This is a genomic window from Haloechinothrix halophila YIM 93223 (genome assembly GCF_000504245.1).
Taxonomy (GTDB): domain Bacteria; phylum Actinomycetota; class Actinomycetes; order Mycobacteriales; family Pseudonocardiaceae; genus Haloechinothrix_A; species Haloechinothrix_A halophila.
In genome coordinates this window covers 1,561,007-1,578,879 of sequence record NZ_KI632509.1, presented here as the reverse complement: position 1 = coordinate 1,578,879, position 17,873 = coordinate 1,561,007, and the positions used below count along the sequence as shown (strand labels likewise).

Here is a 17,873-nt window from a genome sequence, read left to right as displayed (position 1 = left end):
GCGCGATTGACGCCGGTTTCGTTGCGCTTTGACCGTTTCTCGCGGACATGTGCCCGGCGAAGCCAGCGCGCCGCACGCATCCGTTCAGGACAGCCGAGTCCGTTTGACATAGACACACAGTTAGATGAAACATGTGTTTTATTGCTGGGGATACAGTGCGGAGTGACAGAAGGTTTCCTTCATGCGGATCGCGACCCTTGGTCTGTTCCACGAGGCCAACACGTTTTCCCCGGTCAAGGCCGATCGTGACCTCTACACCGATGGTGGCGTGCTGCACGGCGACGAGATCGTCCGCGAGCACGGCGAGGCAGGCACCACCATGGGTGGCTTCCTCGCGGCCGATGCGTGGCAGGGCGTCGACGTCGTGCCGCTGCTGTTCGCCTACGTCAACCCGACCGGCCCGATCACCGGCGAGGTCTTCGACGATCTGCTCACCGACATGCTCGACGGCATCAAGAACCACGGGCCATGGGACGCGGTGCTGCTGGTGCTCCACGGTGCCGCCGTCGCGGAGCACATTCCCGACGCCGACGGCGAGATCGCCGCACGGGTCAGGGAGCACGTCGGACATGACGTCGTCCTCGGCGCCACCTTCGACCTGCACGCCAACCTGTCTCCCCGGCTGATCGACGCACTCGACGTCGCCACCGTGTTTCAGACCAACCCGCACGTCGATGCCCGCAAGCAGGCGCTGACCTGCGCCGACATCGTGGTCCGCACCGTAAGAGGCGAGGTGAGGCCGCGTCAGGCGCTCGTGCCGTTGCCGCTCGTCGCCAACATCACCCGGCAGGACACGTCGGAGGAACCGATGGCCGAGTTGATCGCCACCGCCGCGGGTATCGCTGGCCGCCCCGGCATGCTCGACGCCAGCGTCATCCAGGGCTTCCCCTACGCGGACGTGCCGTACATGGGCATGTCAGCACTGGCCAGCCACGACGGCGACCAGGACGCGGCTGTCCAGGCCGCCACCGAGCTGGCGGAAGCGATCTGGGCCGCGCGCTCCGAGCTGCAGGCGCGCGAGCTCGGCGTCGACGAAGCCCTCGACACCGCGGCTCGCGAGGCGGTCGGGCCCGTCGTGCTCCTCGACGTCGGCGACAACATCGGCGGCGGCGCCCCCGGCGACTCGACGGTGCTGCTCGCCGCGGCGCAACACCGGGGCACGGGGTCGTTCCTGCAGACGCTCGCCGATCCCACCGCCGTGGCGGAATGCACCGTGGCGGGCACCGGAGCGAGGGTGCGCACCACCGTCGGCGCGCGACATCCGCACTCGCCAGGGCAGCCAGTTTCGGTCGAGGGCACCGTCCGGCTCATCTCCGCCGGTCAGTACGAGGACCAGAGCCCGACCCACGGTGGCTTCCGGTTCTTCGACATGGGCCCCACAGCGGTGCTCGACACTACCGACGGGCACACGCTGGTGCTCACGTCACGGCAGGTCCTGGCGTCCAGCCTCCAGCAGCACCGGTGCCTCGGGATCGACCCGGCCGACTATCACATCGTCGTCGCCAAGGGCGTCAACTCACCGCGCGCCGCCTACGGCCCTATCGCCAACCGCATGCTCACCGTCGACACCGACGGCATCACCGCCATGGGCATCGAACGCTTCCCCTATCGGCACCGACGAAGGCCGCTGTATCCGTTCGAGGACGCCGAGTTCAGCACCGGGATGGAGCAGCGATGAGCGGCACATCCTCCCTGCTCCGGTCAACGGCAACGCCGGTGGCCCAGAGCGTCGCCGAACTCGGTGAGTCTCCGTTGTGGGATGACGATGTGGGGTTGCGTTGGCTGGATGTGGCTGGGCGGCGGTTGTTCACCCGCGGGCTGGACGGTGTCGAGTCGGTTGTCGGCGTTACCCGGACGGTGACGGCGATTGAGCGGAGTTCGGGCGGCACGTTGTGCGCGGTGACTGGTAACGGTTTCGGGGTGTTGGATCCGGTGAGCGGGCGGGTCGATGAGCTGGCTACGACCCTGCACGACGAGGCGATGTCGATGAATGACGGCGCGATCGATCCGGGTGGCGCGTGCTGGGCGGGGTCGGCGGTGCGGGACGGCAGCGGCAGGGGCGCGCTCTTCCGCTTCGACGGCACGACGGTCACCACCGTGCTCACCGGCATCGGGATGTCGAATGGCATCGACTGGTCGGCGGATGGGGGCGTGCTCTACCACGTTGACTCCGTGGCGGGCACGCTCACGGCGTGGGACTGCGACGTCGTATCCGGCACGCTCGGTGACAGGCGGCGGCTGTGCACAGTCCCGCCCGAGGTCGGACTGCCGGATGGGTTGACAGTCGACGACGACGGCGACATCTGGCTCGCGATCTGGGGGTGCGGGCAGGTCTGGCGCATCGACGCGACGACCGGCGAGCAGACCGGGATCGTCACCGTGCCCACCCGCTATCCGACCAGCTGCGCGTTCGGGAGCCGGTCCCCCGCGACGCCGTTGTCGACGTTGTTCATCACCAGTGCGGCGCACGAGAACGCGCCCGGTGGTGGTCTGCTGTACGCGGTGGACCTTCCCGCGCGAGGGCGCCGGTCGCCGCGGTTCACCGGGGACTCGCCATGAGTCCGCGCGAGCCGGCTGGTGTCGCGCTCGTGACCGGCGCGTCGCGCGGTATCGGTGCCGCGACCGCGCGCCGGCTCGCCGCCGACGGCATGGCGGTGGCGATCAACAGTTATCCGGACGAGGCGATGCTGTCGGTGGCCAAGCACGTCGCCGCTGAGATCGAGCACGCGGGTGGGCGTGCCGTGGTGTATCCGGCCGACATCAGCGACGCGACCGCCGTCGACGAGCTGTTCTCCCGGTGCGAGCAGGAGCTGGGGCCAGTGACCGCACTGGTCCTCAACGCCGCGGCGACCGGGCGGGAGTCGTGGACCGAGATCACCGAAGACACCTGGGACCGCATCATGGACGTCAACCTGAAAGGAGCGTTCCTGTGCTGTCGCCGCGCCTTCGGCACCGACCCACCGGCACCGGACGGCCCGGGCGGCACGGGCTCTGGGGGTGGCATCGTCACGATCAGCAGCGTGCTCGCGCGACTCGGCGCCCCGAACTCGCTGCACTACGCCACCACCAAGGCAGGCATCCTCGGCTTCACCCGCTCCCTCGCACAAGAACTGGGCCAGCGCGGCATCCGGGTGAACTGCGTGGTCCCCGGGGCGATCCAGACCGAGGAGGAGCTGGAAGCCTACCCGGACCAAGACGCCGTGACGGCCACGGTCCTCGACAACCAGATCCTGCAACGCAGAGGCACGGCCGACGACGTCGCCAGCGTCGTCAGCTTCCTGCTCGGCCCCGACAGCGACTTCATCACCGGCCAAGCCCTCACCGTCGACGGCGGCTGGACACCGCTCTAGCGCGACTGTCGCTCACTTGACGTGCTCGCCGTCGTTGGCCAGAGTCAAGCGGGATCACGGCGACGACGGGGAGTGGGGCAATGGCGGACGCGATCTATCGCTCGGCACGCGAGCTACTCGAGCAACTCACCGCGGGCCAGGTATCCGCGCGGGAGTTGCTCGACGAGCACATCGGCCGCAACGAAGCGATCCACGGCAGTATCAACGCCGTCATCGCGACCGACCTCGAGCGGGCGCGGGCCGATGCCGCGGCCATCGACGACGCCAGGGCACGAGGCGAACAGCTCGGTCCGCTCGCGGGGCTGCCGATGACGATCAAGGACGGCTACGACGTCGACGGCATGCCCGCGACGGCGGGCAATCCCGCCTTCACCGACCGGCCGTCGCACTGCGAGGACGCCGCACTCGTCGCGTCGTTGCGCGCGGCGGGTGCGGTCATCTGGGGCAAGACCAACGTCCCACTCATGCTCGGCGACGTCCAGACGTACAACTCGGTGCACGGCACGACGAACAATCCGTACGACGAGGCACGCACGGCAGGCGGGTCGTCCGGTGGCGCCGCGGCCGCGCTGGCCACGGGCGTCACCCCAGCCGAGCTGGGCTCCGACATCGGCGGGTCGCTACGCCACCCCGCCAACTGGTGCGGTGTGTACGCCCTCAAACCGACGTGGAACGTGTTGTCGATGCGAGGCCACATCCCGCCGCCACCGGGACACCACGTCGATCACGACCTCGGCGTCGGCGGGCCGATGGCACGCACGGCGGATGACCTCAGGCTGCTCTACGACGCCCTGCACGACAGCGCGCCTCGGCAGCCCCGCGATGTCCGCGGGGCACGCATCGCGCTGTGGCTGGACGATCCGGCCTTCCCCGTGTCGCGGGATGTGCGCGACGTCGTGGCACGCGCCGCTGACGACCTCCGCGGGCAGGGAGCGACCGTCGAGGCCACCACGCTTCCCTTCGCCGCGGACGAGTTGATCGAGAATTACTTCGCGCTGATGTATCCGATCATCGGCAGTGGCTTGCCCGCCGCGGTCTACGCGAAGCTGGAGCAGACCAGGGACGCGCACATCGCCTCCGGCGAGAGCGCGCTCGACCCCTATGGCATGACGGCGATGGCTGTCCACTCCACGGCCTCCTATCGCGCGGTCGCGCGGGCGATGGCGGCCCGGCAAGCGCTGAAAGACCAGTTCGCCGAATGGTTCACCCAGTGGGACGCCATCCTGGCACCGGTCGCGGCGGTGCCCGCGTTCCCGCATCAGCACAAGGGTCCGCTGCCGGAGCGCACCATCGACGTCGACGGCACGGATGTCGCCTATCCACACCTGTTCGACTGGGTGTCGCTGGCAACGGACCTGCACCTGCCCGCCGTCGCGGCACCGGTCACCCGGACGGAGACCGGGCTGCCCGTCGGCGTCCAGCTCATCGGCGGCTGGCACGAGGAGCACTTCCTGCTCGACCTCGCCGAGGCGCTCGAACAGGAGACCGGCGGATTCAGCGCGCCCTAGCGGCGCCGCGACCCGGACAGCCCAGACAGCACGGCCACCGACTCGGCCTACTCCCGAGAACCCTGGACGTCCACCGCCGCGAGCTGGTTGTACGTGCCCCGGTTGGCGAATGGGTGCGGCGCCACCGACAGCAGCCCCAACGACTGGTAGGTCGTCATCACCGCGGGCCCGCGCCAGCTCTCCGGCGCACCGCCGTACTCCTGCTCCAGCTCGGCGACCGCCGCATCGAACGCCTCCCGGATCACCGAATCGCGGTCGGCGCCGTTCAGCCAGTCGTGCTCGGCCCGTAGCGGCGCTCGTTCACCGAGCAGAATCTTCAGCAGCACCGTCGAGTACAGGTGGTAATACGCTGGCGCGAACTCCGGGCCGAGCCTGCGCGCGCCGTCGTAGTACTCCTCCCCGAGGTCGTCAGCGAGCGCCCGCCGCTGGAGCTGCCGCATCCAGGCGTCGAAGATCGTCGTCGCGGCGTCGTCGTAGACCCAGGTGCCCTCGGCGTCCTGGGACGCGGTGCGCTGCCCGTCCCACGCACGCACCCGCGCCAGCGCGGCGTCCACAGTGGACCCATCACCGTCGGCGTACGCCTGCTCGAGCAACGGCACGAAGTCGTGCCAGCGACCGTCCTCGAACGCCGCCTCCCGATTCACGCGCCACACGTCGTCCCGTGTGATGTCGCCACGCTTGGCCAGCTCCGCCATCCGGCGCGAGAGCATCTCCACTCGCTGCAGGTCGCCCCAGTAGTTCTGATCGCCGTTGTGCCAGCCGCGCCCAGGCTGGTTGTTCCAGTTCGCGGTGAAGCCCTGCGCGGGGTTGATGGCGTGCGGGACGTCGTCCAGCGCCATGGTGCCCTGCCAGTCGAACCGGCCGTCGCCGATCGTCGGCAGCCGGACGTCGGTGCCGTCGGCCCGGATCGGCGGCTTGGCGACGTGCCAGAAGCCGGCGTTGCCCTGGTCGTCGACGTAGTTCACGTTCAGGCTGATGGTGAAATGCCGCTGCGCCTCACGGAACTCGGCCATCGTCGTCGCCTGGTTGAACGCGAGGAACGGCTTGCCGTTGGCGATTTCGCGCTTCCAGTGGGCGCGCACCTTCACCACCGCGTGCGGCGCGCCGTCGACGTCGACCCTGCCGATCACCGGCCCGTACTCCGGCACCCGCTCCACCTCGACGTCGCTCTGCCCGGCGGGCAGACCGTCGCAGGTCGCGCTTTCCGGATCGGACCCGATCAGGCCCGGCGTGTAGGTGCGGCACCGCACCGTCGAGGTGTAGCCCTCGAGCGGCTTGCTCTGGCCGTCGCGCAGGTAGTGCGTGTCTGGACGCGCCGGGTCGAGCGGCACCAGGAAGGTGTCCACCTGGTCGGTGTAGCCGTAGGTGATCGACCAGGAGTGCGTCGGAGATTTGCCGATCAGCACCGTGCCCGCCGTGCCCGCGAAGCCCACGCCGCGCGCGTCCTGGTTCGGCGAGTGCACCTCGAACTCCCAGAAGATGCCGGGCGCGAGGTAGGCCAGCTGCGGCCCGCCGAGCAGGATCGGCCGCCCGTCGGCGGTCTTCTTCCCGCTGACGGCGATGGCGTTGGACGCCTGCTTGCGGGCGAGGCCCACCTGCTTGAGCGCGTCGCGGATCACCGTGTCGCGCTGGGCGACCGTGGCGGCAGCCTCGTCGTTGTCCGGCATCGCGACACCGGGAGCGTCGAGCCCGTCGAAACCGCCGCCCTCGTACGGGAAACGGCCCGCCGACCGGGGCGCCGTGGTGTAGGCGCCCGGATCGCGATAGAAGCGCACGTCACCGAACACCCGCTCCGCATCGGCGCGGCCCAGCCGCTGCTCGAGGTCGCTGAGGAACGCGGCGTTGAACAGCTCCTTGCCGAAGCTCTCCACCGAGTCCCGCGCCTGCAACACGAACACCGCGGCGGAGTGCCGCAGCTCCCACTTCTCCGGCACGATCTGCAACGCCGCGTACTCCGCTGGCAGCTTCTCCGGGTCACGCAGCGCCTCGTCGATGTAGGCGTTGATGCCGTCGAGGTAGGCCTGCAACAGGCCGATCTCCCGCTCGTCGTAGAAGCGGTTGAGCATGGTGAGCAGCTCGGCGTCGGTGTAGAACTCCTTGCGCCACTCGCGGTCGTAGTCGTACCACTCCTGGCCGCCGAGGAACTCCGCCATCTCGCCACGCGCGACGTGCCGGAAGACATCCGCCTGGAACAGCCGGTCCTCCGCCATGGCGTAGCCGACGCCGAACTGCGCGGCCTCGTCGGACTCGCCGAAGATCCGCGGCACGCCCCAGCCGTCCCTGCGGACGCTGACATCCTCCCGATCCGCCGGGTGGTACGCGGGGCCGATGGCGTCCTTGCCCGTGCCGCCGGAGCTGGTCGGCGTGGCGAACGACCAGTCCTTGCGCCCCCAGTCGACGTAGAGATCGCGCTGGTCGGAGGCGTTCTCCGGGTGGTACTCGCCGTTGAGCGCGGTCACCAGTTCGGTCGAGGGAACGTGCCCAGTGTTGCCGGGTGGCATGACATTGCCGCCACTCACGGTGTCGTCCGGATGCTGCTGGGCACCCGCCGATGGCGCCCCCAGGCTGATCCCGAGCGCCAGCACCGCCAGCACCGCGACCATCCTGCGACGCACTCGATTCCGCGCTTCGTGTCGCTTCACCACATCGACCTTCCCCGTGTCGCCACCAAACCCAGGAAGACACGAGCACGGCTCATGTTCTCCTGATGTGGTCTAACGACAAGGTCCACGAATAGCTACGGACGTCCCGTATGCGCTGATATCCCGATACGCACCCCGCGCCGCAAGTCGTTCTGCCACACTCCACATCGTGGCCGCCGAACTGGAGGAACTGACCGTCGCCGGTCCCGCCGCGTGGCGCGACTGGCTCAGTGAGCATCACGCCACCTCACCCGGGGTATGGCTGGTGCTCGCCAAGAAAGGCACGACCGAGCCCACCTGCCTCCGCTACGACCAGGCGCTGGACGAAGCACTGTGCCACGGCTGGGTCGACGGTCAAGTGCGACGCCGCGATGAGGCCACGTACCTGCAGCGCTTCACACCTCGGCGGCCTCGCAGCACATGGTCCAAGCGCAACGTGCGCATCATCGAACGCCTGCGTGCCGAGGGGCGCATGCACCCCGCGGGTGTGGCCGAGGTTGAGCGCGCGAAGGCGGACGGCCGCTGGGACGCCGCCTACGACGGTTCAACCACCATGTCGGTGCCCGCCGATCTCACGGCGGCGTTAGCCGAGGAGCCGGAGGCACAGGCGATGTTCGACGTCCTCACCAGCCGCAACCGCTACGCGATCCTGCACCGGATCACCACGGCCAAGCGTCCCGAGACCAGGGCCCGCCGCATCGACCAGTTCGTGGCGATGCTCGCCAGAGGCGAGACGCTGTATCCCCAGCGGCGAACACTGAACGAATAACAGCATGGCGCTACGCGCCGAGGTCCGGAATGGTGAGCGAACCGTCCTCGGCGAGCGGGAAGCCGGGGTTGTAGGCGATCTCCCATGGATGACCATCGGGATCGGTGAAGACCCCGGCATAGCCGCCGTAGAACGTCTCGCCAGCGGGCCGGGTGATGGTGGCGCCCGCTGCCGCCGCGTCCCGCATGACGTCGTCCACTTCGGCCTGCGACCGTACGTTGTGCGCCAGCACCACGCCGCTGAACCCAGCAGGCCCTTCGTTCTCGATCCCGCAGTCCGCGGCGAGCTTGTCCCTGCCCCACAACACAAGGGCGCTACCGCCTGCCTGCAGAAACACCGTCTCCTCGACCTCCTGGCCGCGCCAGCCGAGGCGTTCGTAGAAGTCGCGGGCGCGTGCCAGGTCGGTGACGCCCAGGGTGATGAGGCTGATTCGTTGCTCCATGAGTCGGCAGCCTATGCCGACCGGCCGACACTATGACTGCTGCTTGGCCGCTGGTCGCGGTGCCGCCTCGGCGGTCGCACCGGTTCCGGGCAAAATTGCAGCAACTCACCACGCACATTGATTCCGCCTCGCCACGCACGTATGTTTCGTCGCTCCTGTTCCAGCTAGGAGGATGTGTTGGACATGCTGCGCACTTCGCAAAATTTATCGAGAAAATCCACGCCGAGGTCGGTGGTCGCCGTGGCGGTGGCCCTGCTCGTGGCTCCGTTGAGTACCGCCTCCGCCGACCTCGGGCAGGGCCACATGCAGGTCGCCGCCAAGAACCGGCCGCTTGCCGACGACGGCACCAAGAGCATCGGGTTCTACGTCGGCAAGAACCTGACCGAGGACGGCTCGGTGCTGCTCGGCGGGTTCGGTCATGAGCCGTCGAGCCACTGGCTCGAGATCGTGCCCCGGCAACAGTTCCCGGACGGCGCGACGACGACGGTCGGCGTGACCGGTGAGGCTGGCTACCCTGGGGAGTTGACCGAGATCCCGCAAGCAAGCGAGACGAACAAGTACATCGCGTCAAACTATTCCGAGTGGGCTGGGTTCCCCGCACCGTTGAGCAACGGTGGGCTGAACGAGCACGGTGTCGCGGCGCGCGACATCTGGTCGCCATCCAGCCAGCGACTGCTCGCGCACACCGAGACACCGCAGCGTGGCCCGAACTACAGCGACCTGTCGCGCATCGCCATGGAACGCGCGTCGACCGCGCGGGAAGCGGTCGAGATCGTCGGCGGACTGATCGACGAGTACGGCTACTCGACCTACGGCGGCAACTCGCACCTGTTCGCCGACAAAGACGAGGGCTGGGTCCTCGTCAACTACGGTGGCAGTCAAGGGTTGTGGGCCGCCGAGCGACTGGGCCCTAACGAGACACGGGTGTCCTTTCCCGGTTACCTCAACCCTTTCCCGCTCGACTACCAAGACCACCCCGACGAATACCTGGCGTCGGACAACTTCATCGACTTCGCGGTGGAGCAGGGCTGGTTCGATCCCGAGCGGAACGACGAGTTCGACCCGCAGGAGGTCTACGCGGGCTGGCAGCCCAACGATCGCGTCGTGACGCCCACGCACCCCTGGGGCAACAACGTGCAGGGCGACCTGGAGCGAGAGCTGCGCGAGGACCTCGGCCCGGTGTCGCTCGAAGACATGCTGGCCTACGTCCGCGACCCGCGCTGGTCACACGACCGCTCCGGCTACGGGCACGTCGCGCGGCTGGCCGACGTCGAGCATGCCGATCTCAACGCGCTGTGGACAGCGGTCACCGGTGCGGTGACGACGCCGTACGTGCCGATCTACATCGGTGCCAACGACGTCCCACCGGAGTACAAGCAACACCGGTACCTGACCCACGATTCGGCATCGACCCACATCGCGGCCGACTACGCGCCGCTGGAAGCGACGCGCTACGCGACCCGCACCTTCAAGCGGCTGATGTATCACACCTGCGAACACCCGCGCGTGTTCCTCAAGCCGGTCACCGCGGACATCGAACGGTTCGAGCGGCGACTGATCAGAGAACAGCGCCGGGTCGAGCGGCAGGCACTGCTGCGGTACCAGGCAGGCCGCGACGCCGAAGCTCGCCAGGGACTGACCGACTACGTGAACGACCGACTGCTCGACGCGCTCGATCTCGGCGAGGACCTCGTCGCCGATGTCGAGGCCCAGACGCGAGACAGGTGGGGCATCCGCATGCCCACCGGTCGCGACACGCCTGGCGAGACGTACCGGCCGGAGAGTCAGAGCATGAACCGCGACGCCGTCCTCACCGACATCGTGTTCTGCTTCCGGGAAGGCATCGACGACTACCCGCGCGAACACGGCTCCTATCGCGGAGCGACCGTGACGCCGCGCGGCCGGTAGTCGTCAGACGCACCCACACGCAGGGTGCGCCCCGCCGTGGCCGTGCAACGGCAGGACGCACCCTGCGGTCGTGCGTGATGTGCGTCAGAAGGTGCTGACGTTCAGCAGCTTCTCCTGGATGCCGTCCTGATCCTCGCTCGGCCACGTCCAGTCCGTCGTGCCCGCGTCCTGCAAGGCCTGCTTGACCTGCTCCGGACTGGCGGACGGGTTGTTCGCCTTGTACAGCGCCGCACCACCCGCGACGTGCGGGCTGGCCATCGACGTGCCGGAGATGGTGTTGTAGTCGCCATAGAGCCAGGTCGACTCGATGCACACACCGGGCGCGATGAGGTCGACGTCCTCGCCGTAGTTGGAGAAGTCGGCGAACGTGTCGTCGACATCGGAACGGCAGGTCGGCTCGGCGCCACCGCCCGGCTGCCCATTGAAGTCAGCGAGCGCGCTGACGGTGATGACCTCGTCGTAGGCGGCGGGCACGAAGTCCTTGGCATCCTCAGCGTCGTTGCCAGCGGCCACCACGAACGTCACGCCCGCGTCGACCGCATCGCAGATGGCCTGGTGCTGAGCGTCGCCGTCGGTGTTGCCACAGTTGCCGTCGTCACTGCCGCTGCCGCCGAGGCTCATGTTCGCGACCTCGATCTGGTCGGCGTTGGCCGCGACGTAGTCGATCCCGCAGATCACGTCGGACGTAAAGCCCGCACCGAGGGCGTTGAGTACCTTGACCGGCCAGATCCGCGCACCGGGTGCCATGCCGACGACGCCGTTAGCGTCATCGATCGCGCCGACGGTGCCAGCGACGTGCGTGCCGTGCCCGTGTTCGTCGTTGGCGCTCAAGCTCAGCAGCGAACAGTTCTTCGCGCCCTCCCGGTAGATGTTGAGGTCTGGGTGGTCGAGGTCGGCACCGGTGTCAATCACCGCGACGTCGACGTCGACCCGCTCGTCGACGCCGTCGATGGCCGCGGTCGGACTCTCGTCCGCGTCGGCGCGGTCGATGCCGGTCGGCGTGCTCTGCGCGGTGGACCGCACCGGCGTGTCGGCCTGGATGTAGTCGACAGCCGGGTTGGCCGCGAGCTGCTGCCGCGCGAGGCTGGTCAACTCCGCCGAGTATCCGTTCAACGCCGAGCTGTAGACGTGGCCCACCGTGCCGCCCAGCGCCCCGACCTGCTGCTGCGCCACCGACGCGGCGTCGATGCCGTCCTTGAGTACGACGATGTAGCTGTCGAGCTCACCGCCGAGCGTGTCCGCCGCGGCGACCTGCGCCGGAGCCACTGTCGCGCCTGCCACCGCACACGCGGCGACCACGACACCCATCCTTCTTCTCATCTTCGTCTCCCATGCGTCGATACGGCGAAGTGTCCGACTACCCGAGCCGGTTTCACCTCCGCTAACTTGTGCTGCACAACGCAGGGCACAACCAGGAGAAACGAAGCGTGGAGAAAAATGACAAAGTAGACGCCAAGCTGGTTAGCCTGTTACTCCATTTGCCTTAGCGCTGATGCGCTAACCGGCATCCGACGAAAGTCGGCGCTGCCATGACGTCGTGTCCCCTTAGCGGACGCTGTAGTGCACGCGTCTGGAAGATGGTGAGCGACGTCTAAGCGTGCGGACCGGCCGCGCGGCCGTCACGCGGCGCGAAGACAGCCATGGCCTCCGCGTCGCTGGCGCGAGCACGCAGGAAGTAATCGACCCAGTCGCCGACATCCGGATAGGACGAGGCAGCGCTGATGGCCGCGCACGCCGCGTCAATGTCGAATTCGGTACGGCGCAACGTCACCGCACCGCCGGTGAGCAGCGCCCAGTGCGCACCCGCGCGGCCGTACGGCATGCCGATACTACCCGGATTGACAACGTGTCGGCCGTGGGCCAGCCGGAGGAACGGCATATGCGTATGCCCGCAGACCACAGTGGTCACCGCGGCGGGCAGACCGGACAGCACCTCATCCCACCGATCCAGCCGAGTGTCGACCAACACCACTTCGTCGTCATCGCGTGGCGTCCCATGGCAGAACAAGACATCCCCGAACCCGGCGACCGGCAGGGTCACCGGATGCGGCAGTCCGGCGAGCAGTTCGACGTGTCTGGCGCTGAGCTGGTCCGCCGCCCACGGGACGATCGGGTCGGGAATGTCGGTGTGACCGCCCCGCGCCAGGGCGGCGAGTTCCCGGTCGGCGTTCCCTCGAACCCACACCACCCGATCGCCCAGCTCGAGGAGCCGCTCGATCACCGCAACGGGCTGTGGCCCCGCCGCGATGTCGCCGGTGAGCACGATCCGCCCCGCGGCCGCCACGTCGGGCTCAGCTAAGACAGCGTCGAGCGCGGGGAGAACGCCGTGGATGTCGGAGAGCACCGCGACGGAGTCGAGCATGCCGATACCCTGCCCCGCCCCCGCACAGGCGGCAAGGCATCTCGCGAATGGCGAACACGGCGGCGGGAACGGGGACTACGGGTCCGGAATGCCGAACACAGCGTCGTGAGTGCGGGACACGACGTCGTGAGTGCAGGACACGACGTCGTGAGTGCAGGACACGACGTCGTGAGTGCAGGACACGGCGTCGTGAGTGCAGGACACGACGTTAGGGGTGGAAGACGTCGGTCAGGTTCGGCCAGCGCTCGACGCGGCAGTAGACCGGGACCTCGTCGATAGGCACCGCGCGGCGCACCACCTGGCCGCCAGCCACCGAATCGCCGGAAACCGACCCGCCAGAAACCGGCTCGCCAGAAACCGTCTCACCAGAGAAGACGTCGACCCAGTCGCCAGGGGGCAGATAGGTCGTCCACTCCGTCGCACCGGGCTCGGTCACCGGGTGCACCAGCAGGTCGTCGCCGAGCAGGTACTGCCCCGGGTACTTCCACACCGCCGGGCACGAGCCGTAGTCGAAGAACAGCGGACGCATCAGCGGCCGGTCCGTCGTGACGGCGATCCGCGCCTGCTCGGCGAGGTAGCCGACCAGCCGCTCCCGCAGCAGCGCGAACGCCCGGAACACCGGCACCACCCGCTCATCGCCGGTCATCTCAGCGACGTGCCACGGCGTGCGGTCCCGCAGCGGACGCTGATGATGGTTGAACTCCGAGTGGTACTGCATGATCGGCATGAACGCCGACGCAGCCGCCGCCCGCAGGTACAACTCGGCGTCCGGCACCGGCCCCGAGAACCCGGCCAGATCCCAGCCCCAGTACACGATCCCGCACGACGCCGCCGTCACGCCCGCGGTGACCGAGTTGCGGAAGGCCTCCCAGGTGGAGTCTTCGTCGCCCGCCCAGAACACCCCGTGCGCCTGCGAGCCGGTGAACCCGGCGCGGGAGAACGTCACCGGCGCCTTGCCCGCCGAGCGCAGCAGGTCACCGAACGTCCTGGCGTAGTGCACCGGAAACAGGTTGTTGCCCTCGTCGCCGCGTGTGCCGTCGCTGTAGCGGAGGTCATGACCCCAACCGTGCTCGCCACCATCGGTCTTGAACCCGTCGACGTCCAGGTCCTCGACCAGATACCTCCGCTTCGCCGCCCACCACTCGCGGGAGCGCGACACCGACAAATCCGGCATCAGCGCGTTCGGGAACCACCAGCCCCGGTTGTGGTACGGACTGCCGTCAGCCTCCAGCACCGCGTGGCCCTCGCGCACCATCGCCTCGGCGTCGGCCTTCGCCTGACGACCAAGGTCGTCGTCGGTCTTGAGCAGCGGGATCTGCCACAGCAACACCTTGATGCCGCGTGCGTGCAGCTCGTCGATCATCGCCTTCGGATCCGGCCACGCACCACCAGCCGGGTAATGGAAGTCGCTGGCCTTGTGCGCGCTGCCATCCTCGGTGACGGCGTACTCCGCGTCGCGGAAGATCGTAATGCCTTCCTCATCGCTCCACGCCTCGATCACGATGGCGCCCACCGGGATGCCGAGGTCCCTGTGACTGTCCATTCGGGACATCACGACGTCCTGGGTGTTCCACTCGTTACCCGACGCCCACAGCCGGAACACCCACTCCGGCAGCTCATCGGCACGCCCGACCTCGTCCAGGAACGCTGACAACACCGCGCCGGGACCGCCCTCGTACATACCGAGGTCCACCACGGGGTCCGGGCCGAGCGCGACCTCGACGACCAGTTGGTCCTGCGTGCTCGTGCCGACGTCGAACCAGGTGCGCCTGCTGGTGCGCACGTGGAACCCCCAGCCGTCGCCGTCGGCGCCGACCACGTGCGCGAACGGCATTGGCAGGTAGGTCCTGCCGTGCTCGCCCTGCTGCTTGTACTGCTCGAACACCACCGCGTCCAGCACACGCCCCCGCTGGTCAAGCGCGTCGTAACGCTCACCGAACCCGACGACGTGGTCGTCAGGTTCCAGCGCGAACGCGAACCGGACACGATGCACGCCCGCATCGGATACCAGCCACTCCACGCTGCCCGGCACGATCCGCTCGCCCCCGCCGGTCAGGGTCCCGACGGGATCGGTGGTCCAGCGCGCGGGGGACACCTCGAACCAGTCGGTTGTCTCCGTACTGCCGTCGGACGCCGCGGCATGGAAGCGGTACCGGTAGGTGATGTCGGCCGCGAGCGGCGGGGAGGCCACCGACCAACCGCCGCTGCCGAGTGCCGACGCCTGTGCCTCGGCTAGATGACCCTCGCCGCCCGCGAGCGCCGCCGCGTCGGCGTCCGACGTCTCCGCGGGGGCCAGCGTCAGCGTGGCGTCGCCGAACTCGCAGGTCACCGACGTCACCTCCGGGTCGGCGACCACGCCGAGCCGCACCCGCTCCCCCGCCAGCGGCAGGACGGGAACGCGCTGGTCTGGAGACGCGGCGTAGGGATGTTCGATGCCGTGCGGGCGGTGCCGGATCATGGCTCCTCCTGCTCGATGAGGCCGAGTTCGTCGGCGAGGATCAGGTACATACCGTGCGACCACAACAGCGGACTGGCGACCTCACCCCAGCGCGCCACCCACTCCGCCTTGGTCTCGGGGTGCAGCAGGTGGTGGTCGACCTGTTCCGGCAGGTCGCCGTCGGCGTTGGCCTGCGCCACGATCCAGCGCAGGTGCCGCAGCGCGCCGTCGGTGTCCCCGCGCGCGGCGAGGTTCCAGCCGAGCAGCGCGGCAAGCAGGATCCACTGCCCGCCGCCGTAGAAGACGTCGGCGGTGAAGCGGTGCACCCCACCGTCGACGTCGAGATCGTGCGCGACCGCTTTGAGGGTGGCTTCGGCGAGCTCGCTGTCGGGTTCGATCAGTCCGAACGGGACGATGCAGGCAGGCAGCGAACCGTCCACCGCGGAGTTACCGAGCCACTTGGTCAGGTGGCCCTCCTGGATGCCTGCTTCACGCACCAGGTCGTAGATGTCCTCGGTCGCTGAGCGAACCGCATCGGCACGACGGGTGTCGAGCAGCGGCGCGACGGTGATGAACCCGCCGTAGATCGCGGCCAATGTGGACACGTGGCGCTGCTCGACGTGTTCCTCCCACCAGTCGTAGCAGCACCGATCCCAACAGGACAGCAGGTAGTCGACGGCGACGGTGATGCCGGCTCGCCACCGTCCGATGTCGACACCATGCCTGTCGGCGTGGGTGACGACCGACCACAACCACATGCCGTAGCCGTCGGTCTGGAAGTCCCACCACGGGTCAGAGCCGTCGGCGCCGTCGAAGGTGTAGCGGGTCGGCAGCATCTCGTCCGCTGGTGGCGGCTCACCCCGCAGGGCGGCCGCCACCAGCCGATCGACCTGCTCCCGGCGACCACGCAGCACGCCGTCCACCCAGTCGTGGAAGCGGTTCGCCGACTCGATGTCGCCGTACCGGGATATCCCTTCCGCGGTGAACGAGCCGTCGCGCAGCCAGGCATAACCCCGGTACGCGGAGAACGTCGGCGACGCGGGATACGCACCGCCGTCGTCCTGGTAGCGGGTGATCACGGCGTGGCTGTGCTTGGCGAGCGCACGGATCCGCGCGCGCTCGTCCGTGCCGAGAGTGGCATCAAGAGACACCACCGCCGAGCAGGTCGGATTGCTCTTGTCAGATTCGGTCATTTCTCCAGCAGTTCATTCACGGCGGCCTGTGCGTCGGCCAGCGCTTGCTTGACGGTCTTGCGGCCGGCCGCGGCGTCGGACAGTTCCTGCGTCACCACGTCCTGCATCTCCTGCTGCCGCTCGATGACGGGCGGCAGCACCGCGGCATCAAGCGAGGTGAACACGGCCTCGCGGTTGTCCGGCTTCGGCTGGTCCAGGTAGGACGCGAGCTTGGTCTCGTCGGCGACAGGCGGCAGCTCCCACGAGGTGTCCAGCCGCACCTCGGCGGTCTTGTCGGACGAGGCGAGGAACGAAATCCACTTCTGCGCGGCGTCCTGGTTCTCCGACGCGGCCGAGACGGCGAGGCCGTTGGTGAACATCGCGGACGCCTTCCGCGCACCGCCCGGCTCGACGACGACGTCCCACTCGAAGTCGACCTCCTCCAGCTGGCTGAACATCCAGATGCCGTTGTGCCACATCGCGAGCTTGCCCGACTTGAAAAGGTCGGTGTCGAAGTCCGGCGTACCCGCACCGTCGGCCTCGGTGGGCATGGTGTTACCGACCTTGTCGACCAGGAACCGCGCGGCCTCGACGCCCTCCGGCGAGTCGAAGACGGCCTCGGTGCGGTCGTCGTTCAGGAACTCGCCGCCAGCCTGGGCGAGCGTCTTGTAGAACTCGTGGAACGTGAACGGCTGGTAGTCGCCCCAGACGCCCTTGTCCTTGTCGGTGAGCTTCTTCGCGGCGGCCTGCTCGTCTTCCCAGGTCCAGTCGTCGGTCGGCGGCTCGACGCCCGCCTCCTCGAACAGCGTCTTGTTGTAGAACAGCACCACATTGGAGAACGACTCCGGCAGGCCGTACTGCGTGCCTTCGTGATTGAACGCGTCCAACAGCGACGCCTTGTACGCCGACGAATCCACATCGGTCAGTTCGGCGAGCGAACCGTTGTCGGCGTAGATCACGAAGTTCTCGTAGTTGAGTTCGAAGCTGTCCGGCGCGGTGCCACCGGCGACCGCTGTCTGCAACTTGGTGAAGTAGTCATCGAACGGGACGGTCTCCACCTGCACGTTGATGTTCGGATTGGACTTCTCGAAGGCGTCCACAATGGCCTTGAGGTCGTTCTCATGGCCGTCATTGGCGGAGAAGTTCATGTAGCGCACGGTGGCTTCGCCGTCGGGCGAGTCGGCTTGGCGGGTGGCCGAGCCCTGAGTGCATGCGCCGAGTGCTAAAGCCGCGGCCCCCGCGAGGGCGATCGCCCGCAGCCCGTTCGTCATTGAACGCATCGG

The 17,873-nt window shown here is 68.4% G+C and carries 13 protein-coding genes; 6 read left to right on the top strand and 7 right to left on the bottom strand.

What is annotated here, in order from left to right; all coding sequences use genetic code 11:
• The first annotated feature begins 181 nt into the window (after positions 1 to 181).
• The 4 genes from AMYHA_RS07315 (at position 182) to AMYHA_RS07300 (ending at position 4,858) form a co-directional block, all read left to right on the top strand.
• Positions 182 to 1,678, top strand: a complete 1,497-nt coding sequence (locus tag AMYHA_RS07315) for a M81 family metallopeptidase (protein WP_034269305.1) — start codon at positions 182 to 184, stop codon at positions 1,676 to 1,678.
• Positions 1,675 to 2,559 carry an SMP-30/gluconolactonase/LRE family protein gene (locus AMYHA_RS07310; RefSeq protein ID WP_051399629.1) on the top strand — a complete coding sequence of 295 codons (885 nt, stop codon included), beginning with the start codon at positions 1,675 to 1,677 and terminating at the stop codon, positions 2,557 to 2,559. Before AMYHA_RS07315 ends, AMYHA_RS07310 begins: the two co-directional genes overlap by 4 nt.
• Positions 2,556 to 3,350, top strand: coding sequence for an SDR family NAD(P)-dependent oxidoreductase (locus tag AMYHA_RS07305; RefSeq protein ID WP_034269302.1), 795 nt, complete (start codon positions 2,556 to 2,558; stop codon positions 3,348 to 3,350). Before AMYHA_RS07310 ends, AMYHA_RS07305 begins: the two co-directional genes overlap by 4 nt.
• An 80-nt stretch (positions 3,351 to 3,430) precedes the next feature.
• Complete coding sequence (locus tag AMYHA_RS07300; RefSeq protein ID WP_034269300.1) at positions 3,431 to 4,858, top strand: amidase family protein; 1,428 nt, start codon at positions 3,431 to 3,433, stop codon at positions 4,856 to 4,858.
• 47 nt (positions 4,859 to 4,905) lie between these two features.
• On the opposite strand, the gene AMYHA_RS07295 is transcribed toward AMYHA_RS07300, so the two are convergent.
• Positions 4,906 to 7,500, bottom strand: coding sequence for a penicillin acylase family protein (locus AMYHA_RS07295; protein ID WP_157361888.1), 2,595 nt, complete (start codon positions 7,498 to 7,500; stop codon positions 4,906 to 4,908).
• Between the two features lie 169 nt (positions 7,501 to 7,669).
• Between AMYHA_RS07295 and AMYHA_RS07290 the strand changes: the two genes are divergently transcribed.
• On the top strand, positions 7,670 to 8,269 hold the full coding sequence (locus tag AMYHA_RS07290; protein WP_034269296.1) for a YdeI/OmpD-associated family protein: 600 nt from the start codon (positions 7,670 to 7,672) through the stop codon (positions 8,267 to 8,269).
• Positions 8,270 to 8,279: 10 nt separating this feature from the next.
• Here the strand turns inward: AMYHA_RS07290 and AMYHA_RS07285 are convergent, their stop codons facing one another.
• On the bottom strand, positions 8,280 to 8,711 hold the full coding sequence (locus tag AMYHA_RS07285) for a VOC family protein (RefSeq protein ID WP_034269293.1): 432 nt from the start codon (positions 8,709 to 8,711) through the stop codon (positions 8,280 to 8,282).
• Positions 8,712 to 8,969: 258 nt separating this feature from the next.
• Between AMYHA_RS07285 and AMYHA_RS07280 the strand changes: the two genes are divergently transcribed.
• Positions 8,970 to 10,619 (top strand): C69 family dipeptidase, encoded by a 1,650-nt coding sequence (locus AMYHA_RS07280; RefSeq protein ID WP_231104647.1) that lies wholly within the window; start codon positions 8,970 to 8,972, stop codon positions 10,617 to 10,619.
• A gap of 84 nt (positions 10,620 to 10,703) precedes the next feature.
• Here AMYHA_RS07280 and AMYHA_RS07275 read toward each other — a convergent pair whose 3' ends face one another.
• From AMYHA_RS07275 to AMYHA_RS07255, 5 genes are all read right to left on the bottom strand, one after another.
• A complete protein-coding gene (locus AMYHA_RS07275; RefSeq protein WP_034269290.1) occupies positions 10,704 to 11,939 on the bottom strand; it encodes a S8 family peptidase in 1,236 nt (411 codons plus the stop codon).
• A gap of 271 nt (positions 11,940 to 12,210) precedes the next feature.
• Positions 12,211 to 12,981: a metallophosphoesterase family protein gene (locus AMYHA_RS07270; RefSeq protein ID WP_034269287.1), complete on the bottom strand. Its 771-nt coding sequence runs from the start codon at positions 12,979 to 12,981 to the stop codon at positions 12,211 to 12,213.
• Positions 12,982 to 13,189: 208 nt separating this feature from the next.
• Positions 13,190 to 15,439 carry a glycoside hydrolase family 31 protein gene (locus AMYHA_RS07265; RefSeq protein WP_034269284.1) on the bottom strand — a complete coding sequence of 750 codons (2,250 nt, stop codon included), beginning with the start codon at positions 15,437 to 15,439 and terminating at the stop codon, positions 13,190 to 13,192.
• A complete protein-coding gene (locus AMYHA_RS07260; RefSeq protein ID WP_051399627.1) occupies positions 15,436 to 16,611 on the bottom strand; it encodes a glycoside hydrolase family 15 protein in 1,176 nt (391 codons plus the stop codon). The genes AMYHA_RS07265 and AMYHA_RS07260 overlap by 4 nt, the downstream gene beginning before the upstream one ends.
• Positions 16,608 to 17,870: an ABC transporter substrate-binding protein gene (locus AMYHA_RS07255; RefSeq protein ID WP_051399626.1), complete on the bottom strand. Its 1,263-nt coding sequence runs from the start codon at positions 17,868 to 17,870 to the stop codon at positions 16,608 to 16,610. Before AMYHA_RS07255 ends, AMYHA_RS07260 begins: the two co-directional genes overlap by 4 nt.
• Between the last annotated feature and the right edge of the window lie 3 nt (positions 17,871 to 17,873).

What these genes read in the sequence shown, in the direction of transcription:
- AMYHA_RS07310 (WP_051399629.1), top strand. Translation starts at nt 1,675, where the DNA reads ATGAGCGGCACATCCTCCCTGCTCCGGTCAACGGCAACGCCGGTGGCC.
- AMYHA_RS07305 (WP_034269302.1), top strand. Translation starts at nt 2,556, where the DNA reads ATGAGTCCGCGCGAGCCGGCTGGTGTCGCGCTCGTGACCGGCGCGTCG.
- AMYHA_RS07275 (WP_034269290.1), bottom strand. Translation starts at nt 11,939, where the DNA reads ATGAGAAGAAGGATGGGTGTCGTGGTCGCCGCGTGTGCGGTGGCAGGC.
- AMYHA_RS07255 (WP_051399626.1), bottom strand. Translation starts at nt 17,870, where the DNA reads ATGCGTTCAATGACGAACGGGCTGCGGGCGATCGCCCTCGCGGGGGCC.
- AMYHA_RS07300 (WP_034269300.1), top strand. Translation starts at nt 3,431, where the DNA reads ATGGCGGACGCGATCTATCGCTCGGCACGCGAGCTACTCGAGCAACTC.
- AMYHA_RS07315 (WP_034269305.1), top strand. Translation starts at nt 182, where the DNA reads ATGCGGATCGCGACCCTTGGTCTGTTCCACGAGGCCAACACGTTTTCC.
- AMYHA_RS07270 (WP_034269287.1), bottom strand. Translation starts at nt 12,981, where the DNA reads ATGCTCGACTCCGTCGCGGTGCTCTCCGACATCCACGGCGTTCTCCCC.
- AMYHA_RS07260 (WP_051399627.1), bottom strand. Translation starts at nt 16,611, where the DNA reads ATGACCGAATCTGACAAGAGCAATCCGACCTGCTCGGCGGTGGTGTCT.
- AMYHA_RS07285 (WP_034269293.1), bottom strand. Translation starts at nt 8,711, where the DNA reads ATGGAGCAACGAATCAGCCTCATCACCCTGGGCGTCACCGACCTGGCA.
- AMYHA_RS07265 (WP_034269284.1), bottom strand. Translation starts at nt 15,439, where the DNA reads ATGATCCGGCACCGCCCGCACGGCATCGAACATCCCTACGCCGCGTCT.